Source organism: Flavobacterium gilvum (genome assembly GCF_001761465.1).
Lineage (GTDB): Bacteria > Bacteroidota > Bacteroidia > Flavobacteriales > Flavobacteriaceae > Flavobacterium > Flavobacterium gilvum.
Genome location: NZ_CP017479.1, coordinates 2,347,910 through 2,373,729, shown reverse-complemented (window position 1 = coordinate 2,373,729; position 25,820 = coordinate 2,347,910). Strand labels below are relative to the sequence as shown.

Here is a 25,820-nt window from a genome sequence, read left to right as displayed (position 1 = left end):
TAATCACTAATAAGCCTTACTTTTGATTTTTATTAACAGCAATAAAAATATGGATTGGCCTTATTTAAATAAATACAAAACAGAAAACAAACAGATTTCTAATCCTATTTCAGGAGAAAAGCGGATTGTATTTTTTGGAGATTCCATAACCGAAGGCTGGAAAACCATTAATCCTGATTTTTTCATTGGAAAATCATATATTAACAGAGGTATTAATGGTCAAACGACATCACAAATGCTCTTGCGTTTTCGATCGGATGTTATTGAACTAAAACCCAAAATTGTAGTTATTTTGGCAGGGACAAATGATATCGCTGGAAATACAGGCCCAACAGAGCCCAAAACCACCATTGGAAATATTGTTTCGATGTGCGAATTGGCAAAAGCAAACAAAATCAAAGTTGTTCTTTGTTCCATACTTCCTGCCCATGATTATCCGTGGCGACGAGGAATGAAACCCGCCGAAAAAATAGAAGCATTGAACGAAATAATTCTAAAATATGCTAAAGCAAATGATATTCTGTATGTCGACTATTATTCGGCGATGGTGAATGAAGAAAAAGGTTTAAAACCCATTTATTCCGAAGATGGTGTTCATCCAAATAAAAAGGGATATTCTTTGATGGAGCCAATCGTAGAAGCCTCCCTTAGTATTTTGTAATTAATGAATGGTATAATTTGAAAAAAAAAAACAACATTCTGTTATATCTTTTAAAGCAATCACTTCCAACAGTAATCAAGCTAATTCTTTGACCAAAACTTGTTATTTTTTCTGAAAAAGGCCTTACTTTTATCCATTCAAAAATAACATTCAATTTAATAATCATGACCAAAGATCTGATTGTCCAAAATATTAGCGCTTCAAAAAGTCATTTTTCTATAAATTATAGCATAAAAACAAAAACAGAAGCCTTCACCGAAAAACTGTTTTACACTTTATTTGATTCGAATGCGCCGATGAATGAAAGCATCGATGAATTGGAAAAACAATTTAAGGAAATAGCCTCTTTGGCCTGCAAAAAAAAACAGGATTCCTGCGAAAGTGCCTGGGATAAATTTTTACATAAATTGCCCTCTGTACTTGAAGACCTGAACAAAGATGCTTCTTACATTTTAGAAAATGACCCTGCATCCAATAGTCTGGAAGAAATTTATCTTGCCTATCCCGGATTTTATGCCATTGCCATTTATCGATTGAGCCATGAATTATATCTTTTGGATTTAATGCTTTTTTCGAGACTAATGAGCGAATATGCCCATCGTATTACAGGAACTGATATTCATGCCGGTGCAACAATCGCATCACCTTTCTTTATCGATCATGCTACCGGAATTGTAATTGGTGAAACCTCAGTCATCGAAAAAAATGTAAAAATATACCAAGGGGTGACTTTGGGAGCATTGAGCGTAAGCAAAGACATGAAAAACACCAAAAGGCATCCTACCGTGGAAAAAAACGTTTGTTTATATGCCAATGCAACCATTTTGGGAGGCACAACAGTTATTGGTAAAAACAGTATTGTGGGCGGAAACTCATGGATAACCAAATCGATTCCTGCAGACTCAATCGTAATGAACACCACCACAACCGAAGTTAAAATAAAAGAGAAAAAATAAAAATGAAAACCTATAAATTAGTTGAACTAATCGGGAACACCCCCTTGGTAGAAACAACCCGTTTAGTTGAAAATAAAAATGTAAAACTGTTATTGAAACTTGAAGGCGACAATCCTGGCGGAAGCGTAAAAGACCGTGCTGCATACAATATGATTGCCTCAGCCATCGAAAGAGGAGATATAAAAAAAGGAGATAAATTAATTGAGGCGACCAGCGGTAACACTGGAATTGCCCTTGCCATGATTGCTCAATTATTCAACATCGAAATAGAATTGGTTTTACCCGAAGATTCTACGAAAGAACGCACTCAAACCATGTTGGCTTATGGCGCAACGGTTATCCAGACACCAGCCAGTCAAGGAATAATTGGTTCCAGAGATTATGCCGACAAAAAAGTTGCCGAAGGCGGATATGTAATGCTCAATCAGTTTGCCAATGATGACAACTGGAAAGCCCATTACAAAACCACGGGTCCCGAAATCTGGAATGATACCGATGGAACTGTTACCCATTTTGTATCGGCAATGGGGACGACAGGAACCATTATTGGTACCTCAACATATCTGAAAGAAAAAAATTCAAATATCCAAATTATTGGGGCACAACCTAGTGAAGGCTCGCAGATTCCTGGTATTCGAAAATGGCCACAGGAATATTTACCCAAAATTTTTGATGCCTCAAAAGTGGATTTAACTGTTGATGTCAGCGAAAAAGAAGCCCGTGAAATGACCAAAAGATTGGCAAAAGAAGAAGGAATTTTTGCGGGTATGAGCAGCGGAGGATCTGTGTCTGTGGCTGTAAAAATTGCCAATCAACTAGAGTCCGGCGTGGTGGTTGCTGTTATCTGTGACCGTGGCGATCGCTATTTGTCTTCGGATTTATTTGACTAAAAGAGACTCTAAGTTTCTGAGTTGCTAAGATACTGAGTTTTCTTAGCCACTCAGAACCTTAGCATCTTAGAAACTTAAAAAAAACTTAGGAACTCAGAATCTTAGTATCTTAGAAACTTTAAAAAAAACTTAGGAACTCAGAATCTTAACATCTTAGAAACTTTAAAAAAAACTCAGGAACTCAGAATCTTAGTATCTTAAAAACTTAAAAGAAAAAAATGAATTACCGCAAACTAGGAAAAACCAATTTTAATATATCAGAAATAGCGCTTGGCACATGGCAGGTGGGCGGAAAATGGGGTTCTCCTTTCAATGATAAAACGGCAGATGAATTAATCAATACTGCCATTGATAAAGGCGTAAATTTTATAGACACTGCCGACGTTTATGAAAATGGTCTGAGCGAAACCGCTGTTGGGAGAGTGGTAAAATCCCGTTCCGAACGTGTCTATATCGCAACAAAATGTGGAAGACATATCAATCCGCACGTAAATGAAGGCTATCAACCTAAAGTATTACAAAAATATATAGAAGACAGTTTGAAAAGAATGGGATTGGAAACAATCGATCTTATTCAGTTACACTGTCCACCAACCCAAGTATTTTACCGTCCGGAAATTTTTGAACTTTTTGACCGTTTGAAAGAACAGGGAAAAATTCAAAATTTGGGTGTAAGTGTAGAAAAAGTCGAAGAAGGTCTAAAAGCCATCGAATACTCCAATGTAACGACTGTTCAGATTATCTTTAATCTTTTCCGTCAGCGCCCTTCCGAATTATTTTTCAAAGAAGCACAGAAAAAAGACATCGGAATCATTGCCAGAGTACCACTTGCCAGTGGATTACTGACTGGATTATTCGATTCTAAAACTACTTTTGGAGAACAAGATCATAGAAATTTCAATCGTGAAGGAGCTGCATTTGACAAAGGAGAAACCTTTTCGGGAATTAATTATGAACTGGGATTAAAAGCAGTTGATGCTTTAAAAGAACTTTTCCCGAAAGCGACTAATTTGGCACCAATTGCCTTGCAATGGATTTTGAGTTTTAACGAAGTTAGCTGTATTATTCCCGGAGCATCAAAGGAAAGTCACGTTTTGTCGAATCTGTCAGTATATGATTTTCCACAATTAACTCCTGAAAAAATCAAAGCCATGAACTCCATTTACGAGCAATACATCAAGCCGCAAGTGCATCAGCTTTGGTAAAAAAGGTGGTAAATGTTCAAAAAAGCAAATTTCAAAGAGTGGTTTGACCGCTATAAATATTCGGAATTGGCAGCGACAACCTCTGCATTGCTCGCTTCCCAATTCAGCAGAATTTATAGTAGCCTGACTACTGCCTATCTGATTACGTTTGCCGAATATTTTACTTTTTATGGCGTTATCATTTACAGGTCTTACAAAGCTTTATCAGCAGAGAAGAAACTGAAAAACCAAGACGTCACTTTAAACGAAATTGCTGTTTTAATTAGGAATCTCTTGTTTGAATTTGGTTATCCCGCCGTTTTGGATTTCTTTTTTATTCGTCCGTTCTGCATGTATTGGATGCCGATACTAACTGGGAATTATTTCATCGGAATCATTTTAGGAAAAATAATAGCCGACAGTTTTTTCTACTTTTTGTCCATTGTGAATTATGAATGGATTAAGAAGAAAAATTAATTGTGTTTACATTTAAGCGCTAAGTTCGCAAAGTATTACGCAATGAACACAAAGCTTTGTGTTCATTGCGTTTTAAACAAAAACATTTTATTTGCGCTCCTTGCGCTTAAATCAAAGTAGCTGTACTCGTAATTTCAGTATTAAATAATTTTGAAATCGGACAATTATTTTCTGCTTTCGTAACCAATTCCTGAAACGTTTCATCTGAAATTCCTTTTATTTTCGCATTTACCGTCAAATGCGAACCTATAATAGTTCCCTCGACCAAATTAATCTCGCATTTCGTTTCTATACTTTCGATTACGGCTGTGGTTTCACCAATAAAAGCGGTAAGCTGCATGGTAAAACATCCCGCGTGTGCCGCCGCGACAAGTTCTTCTGGATTGGTTCCCACGCCTTCGGCAAATCGGGATTTGAATGAATATTGTGTGTTTACCAAAGTTGTACTTTGGGTAGTCAATTTACCGGCTCCTTCCATCAGGGAACCATTCCAAACTGCGGTGGCATTTCTTTTCATATCTTTTTTGAATTTATTGGTTTACCCAAATTTAAGTTTTTAATAAAAAAAAGTCTTTTGGAATCATTTTATTTAACTAAAAATTAATAATCCCAGACCGCTAAGAATCTACTCTCAAAAATATTTTGTAACTTGTAAATCAATTATTTACCAAATTACCATTTCATTGAATTAACACAATCAAAGTTAAAATCCAATTGATATGACTCCTACTCCATCCGATTTTTACAAAAAAACTACACCCTTGGAAATTTTCCAATATCTGTTCGTTGTATTGGTAATTTTGTATTTTGGAAAATCATTATTCATCCCGTTAAGCTTTGCCTTACTAATTAGTTTTTTGCTTTACCCTATATGCAGATGGCTGGAACAAAAAGGAATTTATCGAAGCTTTGCAATCGGACTTTCCTTGATAAGCATTGTATTTATCTTTACTGCCATTTTATATCTGTTACTTGCCCAAATAATAGAATTTTCTAATGAATGGGAAAGTTTGGAAGTAAAGTTTGAAGAAACCTTAAATCAGTTGAGTTTGTTTTTAACGAATCAGTTTGGGATAAATGAAGAAAAACAGTTGAATTACATTAAAACAATTTTAAACAACTCAAGTTCCCAAGCTTTTTTACTGCTGAAAAACACCGTCTATTCTTTCTCCGAATCGCTATTTCATCTTTTAATAATACCAATTTTCACTGCACTGATATTGTATTACCGTCAATTGTTGGTTCAAGCATTGTATCACTTTTTTTCATTGGACAAAAAAGAAATGATTCACGAAATTATCGTTGAAACCATTCAGGAATATTACAAATTTATAAAAGGAATGTTGGCAGTTTACCTGATTGTTGGGATTTTGAACAGTATTGGGCTAGCAATAATTGGCATTCCTTATCCTTTCCTTTTTGGATTTACCGCTTCAATATTGACCTTCATACCCTATATTGGCATTATGGTTTCGTCATTATTGCCTATAACGGTGGCCTGGATTACCTTCAACTCCATTTGGTATCCCATAGGAGTCGTCGCCGTCTTTTCATTTGTACAGCTATTGGAAGCTTATATTATATTCCCATACGCCGTTGGAAAACGCTTAAAAATCAATACACTTGCAATTCTTATAATGGTCATTGCAGGCGGCATATTATGGGGTGCGGCAGGTATGATTCTTTTTGTTCCTTTTATAAGCATTGTAAAGCTTTTGGCTAATCGAACAGAAAGCCTCAAATCATTATCTTTGTTATTGAGTGATGGAAAGTCCAATAAAATGTAATTTTAATTCGAAAGCACAAACATCTTAATGAAACAACGAAAAATAAAAACACTGAGATTGATTTGGATTGCTATTGGTATCTGTTTCTTTCTCTGGATTGTATTTTCATATCAAACTAAAGGAGTTGACGAATCAATTTTTCGAAGCAATTCCACGATTCAAGTTGAGAATACAAACGATTTTATTTCTTTTATTCCCAAAAAAGGCTATCAAAAAGTTTTTATTTTTTTTCCAGGTGCCATGGTTGGATTTGATGCTTATGCTCCGCTCTGCAGGAAAATTGCCGAAAACGGTTATAAAAGCATTATTATTAAAATGCCTTGGCGACTTCCTTCCTACGGTTACAATAAACCAAAAGAAATGAACTTTTTTCAAGACAGCTCCAAAGAATATATTCTTGCGGGACATTCTAAAGGCGGAATGATGGCAGCACAATTTGTTTATGAAAATCCAATATTGATAGATAAATTGATTTTATTGGGAACTACACATCCTAGAGATTTTGACCTTTCCAAATCATTGATTCCAATAATGAAAATATCTGGTTCCAATGACGGTGTTGCCGACACAAAATCGATAAACCAAAACAAACCAAAATTACCTGCAAACACTAAATATGTTTTGATACAAGGGGGAAACCATTCGCAATTTGGTTACTACGGTTCACAACTTGGCGACAACGAAGCGAGCATCAGCAGGGAAGAACAGCAAAAAATAATTTTGAATTCTATTTTATCTTTTATTAAATAGTTTTAAAAAATCTTTTGTTTGCAGAAAAGGCCACTTCATTCCGAATTACCATGCCCCCGATTACAGCGAAAAGCCCGGACTGCTGGAAGCCAAATAACACTTGCCCAGAAAGAGCGACCAGCGGAAGCTCCTTTCTGGGCTTAGTGTTATGGCTTGCAGCAGGAGGACTTGTAGCGGAAAGCGGGATAAGGCTTTAAAAACCAATAAAATAAGGCAGATTTTTACAGTTAATTTTCTTAACTTTATCTTTTACAGGAAAATAAGTTTTTTGATAATAAAAAACTGTGCTTCTGTACTATTATTTTTTATCAAATAGTGTCATAAAAATCTATAAATACCACAAACAATGAAAAAAGTAATTATACTCTGCTGCCTATTGGCATTAATGGGATGTAAAACAAAACAAGTACATTCGAAATCTACAGAAAAAAGTGTTCCCGCAGCGGAAATCACCAAAGAGGAAGTACCACAAGAAAAAAAGGCCTACGAGCTTGGAAAAAGGATTTTGATGACTTGCAATAATTCAAAATTTACGCCTTTTACAAGGAGTGAAGCCACAGATAAAGTTATCGCCAACTCTACGATAGAAAATATCAATAAAATCTGCGCGAAGTATAACTTGAAATATGGTCTTTTCAAAGATCTAGAATTTGTCGAAAAAATCCATATTAAAGATAATAATTCAAATGTTTACAGGTTTAAAGCATTGTTTGAATACGAAAAAGCAAACAAAGAACTTCGTGTAACGATGGACGCCGACAATAAAGCTTCGGCAATTTCTACCAAGGACTGGAAAGATGAATTTGAGTAGGTTCAGGTTTCAGGCCAAGAAAATCTGTTTTTAAAATCACTATTATTAAAGTAACGAATATAAAAAAGGGCTCTTTGTCAAAAGTAGCCCTTTCATTTGAATATCAATCAATTAGTAATGGTTTTTATTGAACTCAATAAATATAAAAGCAGTTTTTCTTTAAATTATTCTAGAGAAAATTACTCAATTGGTGCAAAATTGCTTCTGTCTGGTATCTTTACTTCTGCTATTTTTATTCTAGAATGACAGAAATTATCATGATCTATAATATATAATTTCTTTTTCTTTAAAAGAAGTAGCTCACTTTGACCATATCCTAATTTTTTTAGAAAACCATAATCGACAATAATGTCCTTTTTTTTCTTTAAAAATGATTTTTTCTCCCACCTTACTTCAGGGGATATTAGATAATGATTTACCAACATATAATATTGCTTTGCTGTTGTTGATTCAACAGAAAAATAGAAATAATAATCGTAATTATCTTTATTGATAATATTATTTAAACCCTTAATTTGATTACCATTATCTTTCTTAAAATAAATATATAAGGTGTCTGAATTTTGAATTTTTTCAAAATTTTGAGCGGATGTATTAATTTGGAAGCATAAAATGACAGCAAACAAATAATATTTTTTAATTTTTACTAAGATAAATTTCTGCATAAGATTTATATTGATTATAATAATTTAACTTGACTTGATCTTTTATATTTATACTTTCATATACTCCTGTTAGTGGATTTTTAACGAATGTAGCTATTTCGTTTTTAAAGAAATTACAATCTTGCAATCCTCCCAAGGCAAAGTTTTGATAAAAATCACCCCAGCTAAATGCAACATCTACTGCTGGAGACACGGGATGGAACGATAAACTTAGGAGCGATTGACTTTCTGCTGACGACACCAAGCTATCTTTTACTTGAGACAATACCGTTTTCAAAGTTGGCAATGATTCCTATTTATTGAACACCTTTAAATTTAAATGTTTCTGATTTTCTTTTATCATAAAAACCGTGTTCAATTGTAATCGAGAATTCAGGGAATTTACCCTCCTTGATTTCCGTTATTTTTGGGTTATTAATCCCTTCAATCTTGTAAAGTTTACTTTTTGTATAATAATCCCCATCGGGAGTTGCTGAAATTATCAAACTCGACAAAACTTCGTCTGTTCCTTCAAAAAGACCTTTAGGAGTGGCCTTTGAATCAGATATTGTAAAAATTTTTATGAACTGACTTCTATCCCAGAGTTCTTTTTGAACTGTATTGTCAATCTGAAGATTTGCTATTACATAATTGAGTTCAACTTTTTTTTCTAAATTCTTTACTTTTAAATTTTGTGATTTACAGTTCAAAAAAAAAAAAGATAGCACGAATAAAGTTATTGTTTTTTTCATAGCTGATAATTTAGTATCTAACAGATTTGTCCACGAGGTTTTAGTTAAACTATTATTTTAAAAGCTGTTTTAGAAGTATTCTAAAACAGCTTTTGCATTTCTTTTTTTTAAAGTTATTTACTTATAGTTATAGTTATCATTTGTTTATAGGAATGTCAAATAAAAATCAATTTAATAACAAAGGATATCTTTGATTTTATGGTTATGATATTCCATTAACAAAAATCTTAAATATACTAACCTTGCATTAAGAAAACATCTTTACATCTCTAATGTTTTATCTTCAAAAAATTTAAAAAGTTGGATGCTCCCATTCTACCTCGTATTTTAGCAGTCTGTTGTCTTTTGTTTTTTCTAAGATATATACCTTGAAATACGAAGAAAAATCAGTCACTGGATACAAAATGTGAATTTTATTATTTGTTTTCCTTTCTACTTCTTGCTTTTTCTGTTTAAAATATTTGAACGCGTTCTGTTGAAAATCTTTGGGATTATCTAGTTTTACTTTTTGTAAAAAATCGATTGAACAAGTATCTACTTTATGATTTTTTTTATGAACAAAGCTTTCTCCCTCTATATGAAAATAAATTTTTTGTTTGTCTATTTTTTTTTCAGCATTACTAGAATCATAATCGAAAAGTACAAATTTAATCGGTTTTAAATATTTCTCCCCTCCTTTATAAAAACTATAGTAATCACTTTCTTTTATTTGAGCATTTACAATAGTCGAAACGATCAAGGGTAATGTATAAATAATGTTTTTCATAATTAATTACAAGTTGAAGGTCCTCTATAAAAATTTTCCTGAATTAAAGTATTGATAGATTCATGTCGAGTATTAGTTTATTTATTAGAGCCTATCAAATCAAATTCAACCTCTAATTTTCCTTCTTTACCTTTGTAAGGGTTAAATATAAAAATCACATCTCCTTCTCCATAATAATCTGGATTAAAAATGGTATCAATCTCTTTGGATAAATAGTAACCTTCATATTTATTCCCAAAAGAAACAAATATAGAATCGTCAACATATCCTTTAACTCTAATCATTTTAGCGGCATAATTAAAGCCTTTTTTAGGTTTAATGGTGTCACAAATAATTTTGTCAAACTTTGTTATGGTATATTTTTTACCGTCACCTTCTTGTTTGCAACCAATGAAAAAACAGCAAATGGGAATTAATAAAAGTAGTTTCATAATTTACGTTATTTATTATTGATTGGTAGGAACTAATATTGAATCATTAGTCGCCAATGAAGTATTTTTTTTTACATAAAATATTAATTATCAGGTTAATAAAAAATAATTTACAAGGATTTTATTTACAACAATTTACTTTAAAAATGTTATATATTTATCAAATATAATTAATCATCAAACACAAAACGGTTTTTTCTTATTTTTTCATTAAATAAATTAAAAAAATAACTACAATTTATAAGTTAATCCATGTAAATACTGACTTAAATTCTTTTTAAAAAAATACATCAACATAATTACTTTTGAAGTTTAAAATCTGAAACTAAAAAACTCTGTATGCAAACCTGAAACTTTAAACTTCTTTGCTATTTCTCAAAAAAAATCAGAATTAAAATCCATAAATAAATCCAAAGCCTTATTTTTGCGCTATGGCAAGAAAAAATACAGACAAAGTTGTCTTTCATCAAATAAAAGTCCTTGATGCTGGCGCAAAAGGCGTTTCGGTGGCAAAAGCTCCCGACGGAAAAGTAATTTTTATCCCAAATGTAGTACCGGGAGATGTGGTTGATGTGCAAACTTTCAAAAAGCGTAAAGCGTATTATGAAGGCAAAGCGGTTCATTTTCATCAATTATCAGAACATCGCGTTGATCCAATTTGCGAACATTTTGGTGTTTGCGGTGGTTGCAAATGGCAAAATATGAATTACGACCAACAGTTGTTTTTCAAACACAATGAAGTAAAAAATCATTTGCAACGCATAGGAAAAATTGAACTTCCTGAATTTGAACCTATTTTGGGTTCCGAGAAAAAGTTTTTTTACAGAAACAAAATGGAATTTTCGTTTTCGAACAGCCGTTGGTTGACCGAAGCTGAAATTGGAAGTGAAGAAAATTTAGGCAACAGAAATGCTCTTGGTTTCCATATTCCAAAAATGTGGGATAAAATCTTGGACATCAACAAATGTCATTTGCAGGAAGATCCATCCAATGCGATTCGTAATGAAGTGCGTGCATTTGCCAACCAAAATAGTTTGACTTTTTTCAATCCAAGAGCTCATGAAGGTTTATTGCGAACGTTGATGCTGAGAACGGCTTCGACTGGAGAAATCATGGTTTTGATTCAGTTTTTTGAAGATGACAAAGCCAACAGAGAATTGTTGCTTGATCACCTTTACGAGAAATTCCCTCAAATTACATCGCTTCAATATGTGGTAAACAATAAAGCAAATGACACTTTATATGATACTGACATAAAATTATACAAAGGAAGAGACTACATTCTGGAAGAAATGGAAGGTTTGAAATTTAGCATCAATGCAAAATCTTTTTACCAAACCAATTCAGAACAGGCTTATGAATTATACAAAATAACACGTGATTTTGCAGGACTTACCGGAAATGAAATCGTTTATGATTTATACACCGGAACAGGAACTATCGCGCAATTTGTTTCAAAAAAAGCCAAAAAAGTTATTGGTGTAGAAAGTGTTCCAGATGCGATCAAAGATGCAAAGGCTAATGCGGAACGCAATAACATTGACAATTGTGAGTTCTTTGTAGGTGATATGAAAGTGGTTTTCAACGACAGTTTTATAGCGCAACACGGTCATCCCGAAGTAATTATTACCGACCCGCCAAGAGACGGAATGCACAAAGATGTAATTGAACAAATTATGAAAATTGCACCCGAAAAGGTAGTTTATGTAAGTTGCAACTCGGCTACACAGGCTCGAGATTTGGCCTTAATGGACGAAAAATACAAAGTTACACGAGTGCGTCCTGTGGATATGTTCCCGCAAACGCATCATGTGGAAAATGTTGTACTTTTGGAAAGAAGATAAGCACTTTAGATAAATGAAAAAAATAATTGCGTTTATTATTATTCTGGGTTTCGCTTCTTCAAGTTGCGAACCTGATGATATTTGTGATCCAAATACGCCTACGACGCCCAGAATGCTAATTCAATTTTACGATATTTCGAATCCATCCGTTCAAAAAAATGTTACGAATCTGAAAGTTATAGGAGATGGAATGTCTGAGGGAGTGGTTTTTAATCCATCTGCAGTTGATGATTCCAAATATCTAACCAATAGCAATAATGTTTTGCTTCCATTAAAAACAGATGCCGATGTGGTAAAATACCAATTTATTCTAAATTACGGGAACAAAAATCCACTTTTGGTAAATACAGATAACTTGGAATTTAGGTATACAAGGGAAAATTTATACGTATCCAGAGCCTGTGGTTTCAAGACAATTTTTACTTTAGACCCAAGCAATCCTTTTACCTTGACAGACAAAGTGCCTGCCGATAATTTATGGATCCAATATATGATAGTCGTACAAAATAACATAACATACGAAAATGAGACAATTATTAAAATATTCTTTTAGTATTTGCTTTTTGTTGTCACTGTTTTTTGTACAGGCACAAGAAAAAAAGACTACCACCAAAATCGAAGATGTCAAAATAACAGACTCTAAAACTGCTACAGCAACAAAAAAGAACACGCAAAGCAAACTCGATACTGTAAAAACCGAAACCGAAAAACCCAAAACAGATCGCTACGGTTTGATTGTTGGTGTTGATATCAATAAAGTTGCGCGTTCCTTTTATGATTCCAATTATAAAGGAATTGCATTTACAGGAGACTATAGATTTTCCAAAAAAAACTATATATACGCTGAATTAGGAAGCGAGGACATCACTGTCGAAGATCCATTATTGACCACCAATACCAAAGGAACCTATATTAAATTTGGTCTAAATCGTAATCTCTACACGAATTGGCTAGATATGGAAAACCTTATTACAGTAGGTGTACGAGGCGGTTTCAGTACATTTAATGAGAAGCTGAACAACTATCTTATCTATAATCCGCATCCTTATTTTGGGTCGTCAGAAATTATCGATTCTGGAATAACACACGATGGACTTACAGCAAGTTGGATGGAAGTTTCCACAGGTCTAAACGTAAAAGTATTCAATAACGTTTATGTTGGTTTTGCTTTACAATTAAAAGTATTGATAACTAATTCGGAACCAAGTGATTTTGAAAACCTTTATATTCCGGGATTCAACAGGACTTACGATGGTAATTTTGGAGCAGGTTTTAATTATACGGTAGCCTATTTTATTCCAATCTACAAGAAAAAAGTTGTTCCTGTAAAAACGGAAGCAACTCCGAAAGAGAAACCTAATACGCCTGTCAAAAAAGCACAAAGGAATTAGTAAATCCGAAGTTGATTTAAAAAAAAGAATGAAATTGAACAGATAATTCAGTTTCACTCTTTTTTTTTGAGGTTAAATTTAGGTCTATCCTATTTCTTTGATTCCTTTTACAAACAACCAGGACATAAATAATTTTTCTCCGTTTTTGGTTTTTGCTGCCTGAAATTTTGGTGCCAAAAAAGTCCCCAAAACGAAAGCACTCATCGGAATCCAAAATCCGGAAAGACCGGTGTATTGTTCTATCAAATAACGAAATAATATAAACAATACAGCGAAACATCCCAAATTATAAAGAAACGCTCTTACTTGTAATTTTGTCATTTTATTCAATTTAAAAATCTTTGCCAAAATTAGCTCAAAACATAGCTATTTATCAGAAAAGAATAACTTTTATTTTTAGACTTAGCTAATCTCAAAATAAAAAAGCAATCAGCAAATTATTCATTACTAATTTGATCCGAGCCTTCAGGGCGAACAGCCGAAGAAAACTTGGTTCTTTTACTGCCTTCATACATTTCGTATTTAACCAATCGAGCTTCAATACTTGCATTGAAAAGTTTGATTTTTCTCGAAGGTTTTAGTCCCACAAATTTCAATGCTTCCAAATTTCCGGTGATGAACCAGGCATTTGTTCCCGGGTAATTTTTCTTTAATGTATCACCAATATTTTTATAAAATTCTTCAGTACGAATATCCAATCGCTCATCATACGGCGGATTGAAGACAATATGCAATTTGCCTTGTGAAGTTTTTTCAGTGTCAAAAAAGTTTCTTTCCTCAATTTTAACGTATTCGTCCAAATTGGCATTTCTTAGATTGTCTTTTGCTTTTTGAACCGCAGATGGCGCTTTATCGTAGCCTTTTATGGTATAATGAAACTCACGAACTTTTTTCATCAGGGAATCCATAATTTGGTCAAACAAAGCATTATCCCAATCGTTCCATTTTTCGAAAGCAAATTCTTTTCGATTGATATTGGCTGGAATATTACAGGCAATCATAGCGGCTTCGGCTAAGAAAGTCCCGGAACCACACATTGGATCCAAGAAATCGCCTTGACCATCCCATCCCGAAAGTAACAAAATACCTGCTGCCAAAACCTCATTTATTGGGGCAATATTAGTGGCTGTACGGTATCCGCGTTGGTGCAATGAATTTCCCGAAGTATCCAATGCTACCGAAACCTGATCTTTATCAATATGAATATTTATTCTTAAATCTGGAAAAGCCTTATCAATACTAGGGCGTTGCCCTGTTCTTTCCCGAAACTGATCTACAATTGCATCTTTACATTTCTGAGAAACAAACTCCGTGTGATTAAAATAAGTGGAATGCACTGTTGCATCAATCACAAATGTTTGATTGGCATTAATATATTTTGACCAATTCACCCCGCGAATTCCTCGATATAACTCTTTTTCGTCCTTGGCTTTAAAAGAATAAATTGGTTTCAAAATTTTCAAAGCGGTACGCAAAGATAAATTTGCTTTGTACATAAATCCCTTATCTCCCTTAAAGCTCACCATTCTCACCCCTTGCTCCAAGTCCTGCGCTCCCAACATTTGCAACTCTTTTGCCAATATTTCTTCAAAACCAAAAAAGGTTTTGGCAATCATCTTAAAATTCTCCATCTCTCTTTTAAATTCCAATAATTAAATTTCAAATTCCAAACGGTCTGAAATAGTATATTTTCAGCAAAAATACACTAATTTTGTCGGACTCAAATTAAATGAAAAAGAATAAATGTCTGATTCCGTATATAACAAAACAAAACCGAAAAATTCAAGTCCCGAAAACTGGTTTGCCTCCTGGTTTGACAGTCCTTATTATCATATACTTTACAAAGAAAGAAATTACAGAGAAGCGCAGTTGTTTATGGACAACCTCACGCATTATCTCAATCTGCCCGAAAAAGCAAAAGTCCTTGATCTAGCCTGTGGCAAAGGCCGTCATGCCATCTATTTAAATCAATTAGGATTCAATGTCATTGGAGCCGATTTGTCTGAAAACAGTATTTTGGAAGCTCAAAAAAACAGCAACGAAAACCTGCACTTTCAGGTTCATGATATGCGTGAAAAATTTGATGATAAATTTGATGCAATTTTCAATTTATTTACCAGTTTTGGCTATTTCGAAAATGACGATGATAATCTTATCACTCTAAAAGCAATCAAAGAAAGCTTAACCGAATATGGTTTTGCTGTAATTGATTTTATGAATGTGACCAATGTCATTAACAACTTGGTTCCCGAAGATGTAAAACACGTAGATGGAATTGATTTTCATATCAAGCGTTACTTAAAAGACGGACATATTTTTAAAGAAATTGATTTTGAAGACCAAGGCAACGCTTATCATTTTACCGAAAAAGTAAAAGCCCTTACGCTTAAAGATTTTGAAGAAATGATGGAAGAAGCCGGAATCTTTTTATTGGATATTTTTGGTGATTATAAACTAAAAAAATTCCACAAAACTGAAAGTGAAAGATTGATTATGATATTCAAATAGTTTATTCGTTTAATCGTTGAACTGTTTAATCGATTAAACGAATAAACTATTAAACAGTTAAACAACAAGAAAAAAAACATGAATTACTTACTACCCCTTCTTTCAGTATTTCTTGGTTATTTCATAGCTTTATTTTTAAAGCCAAAAAACAAAACCAACCTTAAACTTCTATTGGCGTTTAGTGGTTCGTTCCTACTTTCCCTTACGGTAATGCACTTGCTACCGGAAGTTTATGAAAGCAAAAACCATAACATTGGAATTTTTATAATGATTGGAATTCTGTTCCAAATCATTTTGGAATTTTTCTCCAAAGGGGCCGAACACGGACACGTTCATGGGCATTCCAAAATGTATCAAATTCCGTGGTTATTATTTGTCAGCCTTTGCATCCACGCTTTTTTGGAAGGATTTCCGGTAAGCCATCATAGCGATTTAGCATTAGGAATAGCAATTCACCATTTTCCAATTGCTATTATTTTGACTTCATTTTTCGTAAGCTCCAGTCTCAATAAGAATGCAATATTTTTATTCATGGCGACTTTTGCGATTATGACACCATTGGGAACTGTAGTTTCAGACATTTTGCCTCAATTGAATGATTATTATTCCGAAATTACAGCTGTGGTTATCGGTATTCTATTCCATATTTCATCAACTATTATTTTTGAAACTAGCGAAGGACACAAATTCAATATAGCCAAAGTTTCGATGATTGTAGTAGGTATTCTATTAGCATTTTTGCTGTAAAAAATCAAACAGTTTTCAGACAAAAAAAGCTCCGTATTTCTATTTCAAAAAAAATTACACTTTAGGATTATTTATTCGTTTAATGATGCATAATTAACGTACGAATAATCCAAAATAACTTGCTTTATTAGAAACATTACTGTTAATTTGCTTTAGATAAAAACAATATGAACTTCTGTCTTTTACAATAATTAATCAACCTACAAAATAAAAAAAAGAAAAAAAAGAAAAAAGCACCCCAAACACTAATCTAAATCTAGTTGTATGTTTAATTTTTTTTTCAAAAATCAACCTAAGAAGTACACCAAAATAGAAAATCATCTTTTTGGAATAGTTACTCAATTATTAAAAATTAGCACTACAGAAATCGATTGTGATGAACAAGAGAGAAAGTATTATTTGACAAACAAAAAACAGTATTTTAGTGTTGCCATTTTCAGCAAACATTCTGTAATACGAATGACAAACAATCGTGATTCTATTGCTGAGAAATACGATGAAATTTTCATTGAAGATGTTTTAAAAACAGTCAAAGAAGAACAACGTCGGCGGATGGAATTACCCTATAATCCTACAACCAATAATATCTAAAAGAAAAACCAAAGTTCTTGAACAATTCCCTAATTGATAAGGGAAATTTAGGGAAACCAAATTGAAACCACCGCAAAATCAATCCGGAAACAGCGTCATAAAACTTCCTGTTCATTTCTTATTCGTTCCAAATTATCACAAATCTCGCTGATTTGGGAACAATTATATTCATCACATTTTTTTTAGTCTTACTAAGAATAGTAAGTTTTAAAATTCCCTAACTTTACCAACCCAGAAAAGGGATCAATTTTAAAACAAAACCATGAGCTTTACCAAGACCACTGAACAATCTTCCAAATACGAACATTTAGAAAAAATGTCGGTTACAGAATTACTGACCAACATTAATAACGAAGACAAAACCGTACCGCTCGCCGTCGAAAAAGCCATGCCACAAATAGAGTCGTTAGTAACTGAAATAGTTGCCAAAATGAAATTGGGTGGGCGATTATTCTACATCGGGGCAGGAACCTCAGGGAGATTAGGAGTTGTCGATGCATCTGAATGTCCTCCTACTTTTGGAGTTCCGTTTGATTTGGTCGTTGGAATTATTGCAGGCGGAGACAAAGCTATTCGCAGAGCCGTGGAAAACGCCGAAGACAATCCTACTCAGGCTTGGATTGATTTAAAAGAATTCAATATTAATGAAAATGATGTGGTTATAGGTATCGCAGCTTCGGGTACAACTCCGTATGTTATTGGTGGATTACAAGCCTGCAACGAAAAAAACATCAGCACCGGGAGCATTTCCTGCAATGCGGGAAGTCCGCTTTCGCAAACGGCAAAAATTCCCATCGAAGTGGTTGTAGGTCCAGAATTTGTAACCGGAAGCTCAAGAATGAAAGCTGGGACTGCCCAAAAATTAGTCCTGAATATGATTTCGACCGCCACCATGATTCAGCTTGGAAAAGTAAAAGGAAACAAAATGGTTGATATGCAATTAAGCAATAACAAACTTGTTGATCGCGGCATAAAAATGATTATGAGCGAAATTCCCGTTACCTATGAAGAAGGAGCCGAATTGCTCAAAACACACGGAAGCGTGAGAAAAGCAGTTGATTTTTACAATAAGAAATAATCACGTTTTAGTTAAAAATTTAAAAATCAAAAAAATGGCAGATAAAGTTCTTATGGCAAAAGGCGTAAAATACGTTACAGGAGCCATTCCGCTTATGTTTATAGGTCCCACCATAATTTACAATGCATTTATGAATCAGCACACCAATTGGCATTATTTGGTTTTGATTGTGGGAATAATTCTTTGTGCCGTATCGATGTATCTATTGTTCATTGGTTTGAAAATAATTATGAAAGGCATTTTTAACGACTAATGGAAGATCTAATACATATTCAAAAAACATTTGAAAAAGTAACCTATATAGGTAAAAGAATTAACAATCGTGAATTTGAAGATTGCGTTTTCAAGAACTGTGATTTCTCGAATAGTGATTTTTCAAACAATAGTTTTATGGATTGCGAATTCATAGAATGTAATTTATCGATGACTCAATTGGGAGGCACTAGTCTAAAAACAGTGACCTTCAAGAACTGTAAACTGATGGGAATTCAATTTCAATCGTGTCAGGATTTTTTATTCAATGTGCAATTTCAGGATTGCATTTTGGATTATAGTTCTTTTGCAAATAAAAAAATGCCCAAAACCAAATTCAATTCGTGTTCGATGAAAGAAGTTTCCTTTATTGGAACCAATTTGACACAATCCGTTTTTGGAAACTGTAATCTGGACAATGCTATTTTTAACGATACGATTCTAGCTTCCGCTGATTTTACAACGGCCTATAATTATAAAATTGACCCAGAATTCAACCCGATGAAAAAAGCCAAATTTTCAAGCCAGGGAATAGCGGGGCTTTTGGATAAATATGATATAAAAATTGAGTAATCATGGATGCAACTACTTCTTACATTGAGAGCGTAAAAAAGCAGTTTCTCTACTATAAAATGTTGGGAGAAAAAGCAATGGAACAATTGGAACCGGATCAACTTTTTGTATCTACAAATGAAGACACAAACAGCATTGCCGTAATTGTAAAACATCTTTCTGGAAATATGATTTCTCGCTGGACAGATTTCCTTACCACTGATGGCGAAAAAAAAACAAGAAACAGGGATGGTGAATTTGAAAATGATTTGCAAAGCAAAGAACAGGTATTCACTGTTTGGAATGACGGGTGGAATTGCTTTTTTGGAGCTTTGGACAGTTTACAACCAGAACAACTTTCGGAGATTATTTATATCAGGAATGAAGGACATACAGTTATCGAGGCCATCAACAGACAGTTGGCACATTATCCGTATCATGTTGGACAAATTGTTTTTTATGCCAAACAACTAAAAAACAGTGAATGGAGTAGCCTTTCAATTCCAAAAAATAAATCGGCGAGTTACAATGACGATAAATTTGCAAAAGAAAAAGAAATTAAAAATTTTACCGAAGAGGAATTTAGACGAATGAAATGATTTTGCAATGACAATGACAATGACAATGACAATTCTTAAATCTAAATCTAAATTCTGAAACCTGTAATCTGTAATCTGTAATCTAAAAACTGCCCCAGATGGAAGTGAAAACCCCGCAGTCTTGTTGACTTAAATTTTTTGGGTTTGCAAAGCGACTGAAAGAAGCTCTTGCAAACACATAAAAATTTTGTCAACAAGATGAGGAGTTGTAACGGACAGCTGGATTAGGCCCAAATAAAAATTAAAACATCAATAATGAAAAAAGCAATCTTTATTCTCCCAATCCTATTACTAATGTCGTGTTATAGTGCCGACCGTAATTGCAAAGACTTCAAAACTGGAAAATTCAAATTTGATTATGAAATCAACGGTGTTAAAAAAACGACGGTTTTTGAGCGCAATGACAGTATTGAGATTGAGACTTTTGAAGGAAAAACAGATACTTCGACTATTCGTTGGGTGAATGATTGCGAATATGTTTTGCAGAAAAAACACCCGAAAAATAAGGCGGAAGAGAAAGCGATTGATATGAAAATTTTGACAACTTCGAAAAATTCCTATACCTTTGAATTTGGAATGGTTGGCGTTAGTTCCAAACAAAAAGGAACGGTTGTTAAGATTTCAGATTAAAGATTTTTGCTTTTAGATTATCAGATTACAGATAACTCATAATTCATAACTCATAATTCATAACTTTTTCTAACCCCTATTCATACTTAAAATGGAAGTATTTTTGAACCCAGATGCCTGGATTGCTCTATTAACATTGACTTTTTTGGAAATTGTTTTAGGAATAGACAATATTATCTTTATCTCTATTGCAACTGGAAAATTACCAATTGAAGCCCGAAAAAAAGCCACAAAAATTGGAATGTTTTTGGCAATGTTCATGCGGATTGCGCTTTTGTTTGGAATTAATTTTTTAATTCAGATGAAAAAACCTTGGTTCACGATTGAATGGAGTTGGCTAAATGCCGGAGTTACGGGACAAAGTGTAATATTATTGCTTGGCGGATTATTCCTGATTTATAAAAGCACGAACGAGATTCGCGAAAAAGTAGATGAGAAAGGCCATGAGGAAATGGAATTAGGCAAAGCTGCCGCTAAATCCTTCAGCAGTGTTATTCTGCAAATTATAATGATTGATTTGGTTTTCTCGTTTGACAGCATACTAACTGCCGTGGGAATGACTAACGGAATTCAAGGAGCTTTAGTCATTATGGTTACAGCAGTTATTATTTCTGTATTAATAATGATGCAGTTTGCGGTTCCTGTTGGGAATTTTGTGAACAAACATCCTTCGATTCAAATTCTGGGATTGTCCTTCCTAATCTTGATAGGATTCATGCTATTGACAGAAAGCGCCCATTTGGCAAACGCTCTGATTTTTGGCAGCCATGTAACTCCTGTTCCAAAAGGATATTTATACTTTGCCATTTCGTTTTCCTTATTTGTGGAAATAATTAATATGAAAGTAACTAAATCCAAAAAATAAATCCTGAACACAGCTCCCAAAAAGAAGCTGTGTTTTTTTTTGTGAATACGTTTTAAAATAATACCCATGAAAAATACTATTTCGCATAGAGTTGCCGATTTTTTGAAGAACTTCCCTCCTTTTACTTTTTTAAATCAAAAAGACATTGAAATTCTGTCTGAACAGATATCGATTATCTACAAAGAAAAAGACAGCGTGATTTTTGCCGAAAATGAAGAAACCCACAGCTCTTTCTACATAGTTCACAAAGGGGCAGTAGCTCTTAAAAAAGGACCTAAAAATGAAATCCTAGACATGTGTGATGAAGGGGATATTTTTGGTTTGAGACCGCTTATCGCCAATGAAAACTACAAAATGGAAGCCAGAGCATATGAAGAAACTATTCTTTATGCCATTCCGATAGCTATTTTCAGGCCTTATGCTCTGGAAAATGAAGCAGTAGGTAACTTCTTAATACAAAGTTTTGCCGCAAATACTCAAAATCCGTATTCCAAAAGTCACAGAGGAAAACTATATGGAGAGAATTTAAACGGTGATATCTTGGACACTGATTCTAAATTATTTGATATTCAGCCCGTAAAATATTCAAAAAAAATAGTAACCTGTTCTGCCACAACCACGGCACAGGAAATGGCCGAGAAAATGATTAAAAAAAAGGTGGGAGCCATACTTGTAGTCGAAGATAAACTACCAATTGGAATCATAACTGATAAAGATTTAAGGAATAAAATCGTAACCGGAGAATATCCCATCACCACAGAAGCATCAGTAATAATGGCAAGTCCTGTTATCACTTATCCCAAAAAACTGACTATAACCCAAGCACAAATCGCCTTAATAAAAAGTAATATTAGCCATTTATGCATCACCAAAGACGGAACCCCAAACAGCAAAGCAGTTGGAATCCTTTCCAAACATGATGTTATGGTTTCATTGGGAAACAATCCTTCGGTACTGATAAAAGCAATAAAAAGAGCCAAAAAATACAAGGACATAAAACCCATTCGCATTAGTATTATGCAATTATTGAGCGGCTATTTGGAACAAAATATCCCTATTGCACTGACTTCAAAAATTATCACAGAATTGAATGATGTCTGCATCCAGCAAGTGATTGAAATTTCATTAAAAAAAATGCTGACTCCACCCCCTGTAAAATTTGCGTGGCTGGCAATGGGGAGTCAGGGTCGAAGCGAACAATTGCTGCAAACCGACCAAGACAATGCTTTGCTGTACGAAAATGTTCCTGACGAGTTAAAAGAAAAGACCAAAAAATATTTTCTGGAATTGGCTACACATGTCAACAAAGGTTTGTTTGAAATTGGATACGATTATTGCCCTGCCGAGATGATGGCATCCAATCCAAAATGGTGTTTAAGTCTTGACGAATGGAAAAGTCTCGTTCATCAATGGATTACCAACACCGGAAAAGACGAAGTATTATTGTCCTTTATCTTTTTTGATTACAGCCTTTCGTACGGTGATACTGAACTCACAAATGAATTATCCGATTATATTCTTAATGATATAAAGGAGAACCCCGTATTTTATATCCATTTGGTAAGCGGTGCATTGCAAAGTCCTTCTCCAACAGGATTTTTTAGGGGATTTTTATTGGAACAAGACGGCGCAAACAAAGATTTTTTTGATATAAAAAGAAGAGCGCTGATGCCTTTGAGCGATGCCGCCAGAGTATTGATATTGTCGCATGCCGTAAAATCAATAAGCAACACTCCCGAACGCTTTGATAAATTAGCTGAATTGGAACCACACAACAGGGAATTATACCTGGCCTGCTCCTATTCCTATAGAGCGTTGTTAAAATTCAGAACAAAACAAGGGCTTTTACATAATGATTCCGGGCAATATATTGCATTGGGAGACCTTTCAAAACAAGAAAAAATAAAACTTAAAAGTACCTTTAAAACCATTAAAGAACTACAAGAGATTATCAGCATACGTTTTAATTCATCAAATATTTTGTAATGAATAATTTTTTTAAAGAAAGCAAAACAAGAATATTTGATTTTTTTAAAATTTTTGAAAAATCAACAGATCCAACACTTTTAAACCGTGTTGACAATACACGTTTTGTAGTTTTAGATACGGAAACAACTGGTTTTGATTTTGATAATGACCGAATACTTTGCATTGGAGCCGTCAGCTTACTGAACGGTGTAATTTCGATTCCAGACAGTTTCGAAATTTATATCCACCAAGAATATTACGATAAAAATAGTGCTCAAATTCACGGAATTTTGAAGGATTGGGTTATGGACAAACCATCAGAACTTGAAGCATTGCAACAGTTTTTGGCATTTGTGAGCGATTCTGTTATCGTTGCCCATCATACGATATTCGATATCACAATGATAAATAAAGCCTTGGAGCGTAATGGATTGCCACAATTGACCAACAAAACATTGGATACCGCTTTTCTTTATAAAAAGACACTTATCATGTCCAATCTTTTGGAACGAAAGGATAAATATGCCTTAGACGATTTGGCTGACAAATTTGATATCTCCAAAAAAGATCGCCATACCGCAATGGGAGACGCCTACATTACAGCGATAGCTTTTTTGAAAATTGTAAAAAAATTAAAAGGATTAAAAGGTAAATCAGAATTTACGCTGGGAGATTTATTCAAATACTAAAAAAGGAAATCCAAAAACACTACTCATTATTCTACCATTTTGGCTTCAACTAACTAATTTTAGTTGTCATTTGTTATGCAACAAACAAAAAAACTTAGTTAACCGATTTTTTTAAGAAATTATAAATAGATAAAAAAGATTAATTAATTATTTTTACGAGCCAAATTTTGATAAAACCCCACCAAATGGTCAATTATTACTTATTAAGCAATAATTGACGGCTAAAAATCACAGTAACTAAAAAAAAACGGTTAAAAAATAGGAATTAAAAAAATTAATCCTATTTTTGTGTAATCGATTACATTGTAATTTGAATATAAAATACCCTATTTTTACAAAAAAAAAAATTAACCAAACACACTTAAATAATAAAACATTTAAATTAAAATTTATGGAACATCAACTTGAGGGAAAAAAGACAAATTACCGTTGGACAATCGCTTCACTTTTACTTTTTGCAACAACTATAAATTACATGGACAGAAATGTAATTGGTTATCTTAAAGATTACTTCTGTTCAACCGACGGATTTGGCTGGTCCGCTACAGATTTTTCACTTTTAACAGCCGTTTTTACCGCGTTCTACGCAGGTTTCACCCTTTTTGCAGGTTTCATTATTGACAAAATCGGAACAAAAATAGGATTGGCCGCTTCTTTAGTTGGCTGGTCAACTTTTGGAATTTTAAGTGCCTTTATGGGCAAAGGTTTAACTAACCACATGATTGCCAGAGGACTTTTTGGAGCTGGAGAAGCAGGAAACTTTCCGGCATCTATCAAAACTGTTGCCGAATGGTTTCCGAAAAAAGAACGTGCATTAGCAACAGGAATTTTCAACTCTGGTTCCAATGTTGGGGCAATGATTTGTGCCTTAATCATACCGATTATTCTTGCTGCCTGGAATCCAACTGAAGGAAATGGTCTTTTCTTGGGGATTTTTCACGGTTGGCAAATGGCATTCATTATCACTGGTATAGTTGGTTTTCTTTGGCTGCTTTTCTGGAGCAAATTATACGCTTCTCCAAAACACATGCTGGAAAAAGGTAAAATTAATCAGGAAGAATATGATTACATCCATAGTGATGACGAAGAAGTAGTTGCTACTACAACCGAAGAAGTTAAAGTTCCTTGGTACAAAATGCTTACCTACAGACAAACATGGTCATTTGTTGTGGGTAAATTTATGACTGACGGTATATGGTGGTTCCTTTTATTCTGGCTACCAACTTATATCAAACAACAATTTTGCGTTGGAATGGACGCTATTGAAACCAAACACACCGTAATGATATCAACATTTATCGTGTATGGAATTGCAATAATTGGTTCTATATATGGTGGTTCTATCCCAATGTCTTTTATGAACAAAGGATGGGAAACCTATAGAGCACGTATGACGGCTCTTTTGATTATTGCATTTTTACCTTTGGCATTAATCAGCACACAATATGTTGCTGCTACTTGGGGAATTGTTGCCGCAATTGCTATCATTAGCATTGGAGGCGCCTCACACCAAGCATGGTCTGCTAATTTATTTACTACTGTTTCGGATATGTTCCCTAAAAAAGCAGTTGGTTCGGTTACAGGAATTGGTGCTGCCGCTGGAGGATTGGGTGGCGTTTTAATCCAATTATTAGCTGGAGGTCTTGAAGATCATTTCCGTATCAAAGGGGTTATGGAAGCTAGTAAAGCAGGATTAATCAAAGCGACAAATGACATTCCTCTTGAAACAGTAAAATTAGACAACCTAAAAGAAGTATTAGTTGACCCAAATATGGCAGAACAAGCTTCACATTTTATTTCATCAAACATTTCCAGTGCTTATGGAATCATGTTCACGGTTTGTGCTTTCTCCTACTTAATTGCATGGGGAGTAATGAAACTTTTAGTTCCAAAACACAGTCCGATAACTACAATATAAGTCTGAAATAAAGTTTATCAAAAAAATAGCAATTCTATATTGCTAATTTAAAAAAATAAAAATTACTTTTGTGCAATCG

The 25,820-nt window shown here is 33.9% G+C and carries 31 protein-coding genes; 23 read left to right on the top strand and 8 right to left on the bottom strand.

Annotated features, from left to right (window positions below):
• Positions 1–49 precede the first annotated feature (49 nt).
• The 5 genes from EM308_RS09980 to EM308_RS09955 all read left to right on the top strand — a co-directional run bounded on the left by EM308_RS09980 (position 50) and on the right by EM308_RS09955 (position 4,168).
• Positions 50–661: an SGNH/GDSL hydrolase family protein gene (locus EM308_RS09980; RefSeq protein WP_035640167.1), complete on the top strand. Its 612-nt coding sequence runs from the start codon at positions 50–52 to the stop codon at positions 659–661.
• 164 nt (positions 662–825) lie between these two features.
• Positions 826–1,617, top strand: a complete 792-nt coding sequence (epsC, locus tag EM308_RS09970) for a serine O-acetyltransferase EpsC (RefSeq protein WP_035640170.1) — start codon at positions 826–828, stop codon at positions 1,615–1,617.
• 2 nt (positions 1,618–1,619) lie between these two features.
• The gene (gene cysM, locus EM308_RS09965) at positions 1,620–2,507 is read left to right on the top strand and encodes a cysteine synthase CysM (protein ID WP_035640172.1); all 888 of its coding nucleotides are present in this window, start codon (positions 1,620–1,622) and stop codon (positions 2,505–2,507) included.
• A gap of 218 nt (positions 2,508–2,725) precedes the next feature.
• Positions 2,726–3,712, top strand: coding sequence for an aldo/keto reductase (locus EM308_RS09960; RefSeq protein WP_035640174.1), 987 nt, complete (start codon positions 2,726–2,728; stop codon positions 3,710–3,712).
• 12 nt (positions 3,713–3,724) lie between these two features.
• The gene (locus EM308_RS09955) at positions 3,725–4,168 is read left to right on the top strand and encodes a hypothetical protein (RefSeq protein ID WP_035640176.1); all 444 of its coding nucleotides are present in this window, start codon (positions 3,725–3,727) and stop codon (positions 4,166–4,168) included.
• 106 nt (positions 4,169–4,274) lie between these two features.
• On the opposite strand, the gene EM308_RS09950 is transcribed toward EM308_RS09955, so the two are convergent.
• Positions 4,275–4,685: an OsmC family peroxiredoxin gene (locus tag EM308_RS09950; RefSeq protein WP_035640178.1), complete on the bottom strand. Its 411-nt coding sequence runs from the start codon at positions 4,683–4,685 to the stop codon at positions 4,275–4,277.
• Between the two features lie 202 nt (positions 4,686–4,887).
• Here EM308_RS09950 and EM308_RS09945 point away from each other — a divergent pair, with 202 nt between their 5' ends.
• From EM308_RS09945 to EM308_RS09935, 3 genes are all read left to right on the top strand, one after another.
• Complete coding sequence (locus tag EM308_RS09945; RefSeq protein ID WP_051877891.1) at positions 4,888–5,955, top strand: AI-2E family transporter; 1,068 nt, start codon at positions 4,888–4,890, stop codon at positions 5,953–5,955.
• A 27-nt stretch (positions 5,956–5,982) separates the two neighbouring features.
• On the top strand, positions 5,983–6,705 hold the full coding sequence (locus EM308_RS09940) for an alpha/beta hydrolase (RefSeq protein WP_051877892.1): 723 nt from the start codon (positions 5,983–5,985) through the stop codon (positions 6,703–6,705).
• Positions 6,706–7,051: 346 nt separating this feature from the next.
• The gene (locus EM308_RS09935; protein WP_035640179.1) at positions 7,052–7,516 is read left to right on the top strand and encodes a hypothetical protein; all 465 of its coding nucleotides are present in this window, start codon (positions 7,052–7,054) and stop codon (positions 7,514–7,516) included.
• Between the two features lie 179 nt (positions 7,517–7,695).
• On the opposite strand, the gene EM308_RS09930 is transcribed toward EM308_RS09935, so the two are convergent.
• From EM308_RS09930 to EM308_RS09910, 5 genes are all read right to left on the bottom strand, one after another.
• The gene (locus EM308_RS09930; RefSeq protein ID WP_070261823.1) at positions 7,696–8,181 is read right to left on the bottom strand and encodes a hypothetical protein; all 486 of its coding nucleotides are present in this window, start codon (positions 8,179–8,181) and stop codon (positions 7,696–7,698) included.
• On the bottom strand, positions 8,153–8,467 hold the full coding sequence (locus EM308_RS09925) for a hypothetical protein (RefSeq protein WP_035634738.1): 315 nt from the start codon (positions 8,465–8,467) through the stop codon (positions 8,153–8,155). The genes EM308_RS09930 and EM308_RS09925 overlap by 29 nt, the downstream gene beginning before the upstream one ends.
• Positions 8,468–8,477: 10 nt before the next feature.
• Positions 8,478–8,912, bottom strand: coding sequence for a hypothetical protein (locus EM308_RS09920; RefSeq protein WP_035634740.1), 435 nt, complete (start codon positions 8,910–8,912; stop codon positions 8,478–8,480).
• 292 nt (positions 8,913–9,204) lie between these two features.
• The gene (locus EM308_RS09915; protein ID WP_035634743.1) at positions 9,205–9,678 is read right to left on the bottom strand and encodes a hypothetical protein; all 474 of its coding nucleotides are present in this window, start codon (positions 9,676–9,678) and stop codon (positions 9,205–9,207) included.
• A gap of 77 nt (positions 9,679–9,755) precedes the next feature.
• Positions 9,756–10,109, bottom strand: a complete 354-nt coding sequence (locus EM308_RS09910) for a hypothetical protein (protein ID WP_035634745.1) — start codon at positions 10,107–10,109, stop codon at positions 9,756–9,758.
• Between the two features lie 431 nt (positions 10,110–10,540).
• On the opposite strand from EM308_RS09910, the gene rlmD reads away from it, so the two are divergent.
• Genes rlmD through EM308_RS18260 form a run of 3 tightly spaced genes read left to right on the top strand, consistent with a single transcriptional unit; the run spans position 10,541 to position 13,344 of the window.
• Complete coding sequence (rlmD, locus tag EM308_RS09905) at positions 10,541–11,953, top strand: 23S rRNA (uracil(1939)-C(5))-methyltransferase RlmD (protein WP_035634746.1); 1,413 nt, start codon at positions 10,541–10,543, stop codon at positions 11,951–11,953.
• Positions 11,954–11,966: 13 nt separating this feature from the next.
• Positions 11,967–12,506, top strand: coding sequence for a DUF6452 family protein (locus EM308_RS09900; RefSeq protein ID WP_035634749.1), 540 nt, complete (start codon positions 11,967–11,969; stop codon positions 12,504–12,506).
• Positions 12,478–13,344 (top strand): DUF6048 family protein, encoded by an 867-nt coding sequence (locus EM308_RS18260; protein ID WP_035634752.1) that lies wholly within the window; start codon positions 12,478–12,480, stop codon positions 13,342–13,344. Before EM308_RS09900 ends, EM308_RS18260 begins: the two co-directional genes overlap by 29 nt.
• An 84-nt stretch (positions 13,345–13,428) precedes the next feature.
• On the opposite strand, the gene EM308_RS09890 is transcribed toward EM308_RS18260, so the two are convergent.
• Both EM308_RS09890 and EM308_RS09885 read right to left on the bottom strand, forming a co-directional pair.
• On the bottom strand, positions 13,429–13,665 hold the full coding sequence (locus EM308_RS09890) for a hypothetical protein (protein WP_035634754.1): 237 nt from the start codon (positions 13,663–13,665) through the stop codon (positions 13,429–13,431).
• A gap of 116 nt (positions 13,666–13,781) precedes the next feature.
• Positions 13,782–14,975 carry a THUMP domain-containing class I SAM-dependent RNA methyltransferase gene (locus EM308_RS09885; protein ID WP_035634757.1) on the bottom strand — a complete coding sequence of 398 codons (1,194 nt, stop codon included), beginning with the start codon at positions 14,973–14,975 and terminating at the stop codon, positions 13,782–13,784.
• A 112-nt stretch (positions 14,976–15,087) separates the two neighbouring features.
• On the opposite strand from EM308_RS09885, the gene EM308_RS09880 reads away from it, so the two are divergent.
• The 12 genes from EM308_RS09880 (at position 15,088) to EM308_RS09825 (ending at position 25,741) form a co-directional block, all read left to right on the top strand.
• On the top strand, positions 15,088–15,852 hold the full coding sequence (locus tag EM308_RS09880) for a class I SAM-dependent methyltransferase (RefSeq protein WP_035634759.1): 765 nt from the start codon (positions 15,088–15,090) through the stop codon (positions 15,850–15,852).
• 78 nt (positions 15,853–15,930) lie between these two features.
• Positions 15,931–16,599: a ZIP family metal transporter gene (locus EM308_RS09875; RefSeq protein ID WP_035634761.1), complete on the top strand. Its 669-nt coding sequence runs from the start codon at positions 15,931–15,933 to the stop codon at positions 16,597–16,599.
• 264 nt (positions 16,600–16,863) lie between these two features.
• Positions 16,864–17,190, top strand: a complete 327-nt coding sequence (locus tag EM308_RS09870; RefSeq protein ID WP_035634850.1) for a hypothetical protein — start codon at positions 16,864–16,866, stop codon at positions 17,188–17,190.
• A gap of 262 nt (positions 17,191–17,452) precedes the next feature.
• Positions 17,453–18,268: an N-acetylmuramic acid 6-phosphate etherase gene (gene murQ / locus EM308_RS09865; protein ID WP_035634763.1), complete on the top strand. Its 816-nt coding sequence runs from the start codon at positions 17,453–17,455 to the stop codon at positions 18,266–18,268.
• Positions 18,269–18,302: 34 nt separating this feature from the next.
• On the top strand, positions 18,303–18,521 hold the full coding sequence (locus tag EM308_RS09860; protein ID WP_035634853.1) for a DUF6095 family protein: 219 nt from the start codon (positions 18,303–18,305) through the stop codon (positions 18,519–18,521).
• Positions 18,521–19,093, top strand: a complete 573-nt coding sequence (locus EM308_RS09855; RefSeq protein ID WP_035634765.1) for a pentapeptide repeat-containing protein — start codon at positions 18,521–18,523, stop codon at positions 19,091–19,093. The genes EM308_RS09860 and EM308_RS09855 overlap by 1 nt, the downstream gene beginning before the upstream one ends.
• A gap of 2 nt (positions 19,094–19,095) precedes the next feature.
• Positions 19,096–19,671, top strand: a complete 576-nt coding sequence (locus EM308_RS09850) for a DUF1572 family protein (RefSeq protein WP_035634767.1) — start codon at positions 19,096–19,098, stop codon at positions 19,669–19,671.
• Positions 19,672–19,926: 255 nt separating this feature from the next.
• On the top strand, positions 19,927–20,301 hold the full coding sequence (locus EM308_RS09845; protein WP_035634769.1) for a hypothetical protein: 375 nt from the start codon (positions 19,927–19,929) through the stop codon (positions 20,299–20,301).
• A 91-nt stretch (positions 20,302–20,392) separates the two neighbouring features.
• Positions 20,393–21,166, top strand: a complete 774-nt coding sequence (locus EM308_RS09840; protein ID WP_035634771.1) for a TerC family protein — start codon at positions 20,393–20,395, stop codon at positions 21,164–21,166.
• 66 nt (positions 21,167–21,232) lie between these two features.
• Positions 21,233–23,152 (top strand): DUF294 nucleotidyltransferase-like domain-containing protein, encoded by a 1,920-nt coding sequence (locus EM308_RS09835; RefSeq protein WP_035634772.1) that lies wholly within the window; start codon positions 21,233–21,235, stop codon positions 23,150–23,152.
• Positions 23,152–23,823: a 3'-5' exonuclease gene (locus EM308_RS09830; RefSeq protein ID WP_035634774.1), complete on the top strand. Its 672-nt coding sequence runs from the start codon at positions 23,152–23,154 to the stop codon at positions 23,821–23,823. Before EM308_RS09835 ends, EM308_RS09830 begins: the two co-directional genes overlap by 1 nt.
• 391 nt (positions 23,824–24,214) lie before the next feature.
• Positions 24,215–25,741 carry an MFS transporter gene (locus EM308_RS09825; RefSeq protein WP_035634856.1) on the top strand — a complete coding sequence of 509 codons (1,527 nt, stop codon included), beginning with the start codon at positions 24,215–24,217 and terminating at the stop codon, positions 25,739–25,741.
• Positions 25,742–25,820 lie beyond the last annotated feature (79 nt).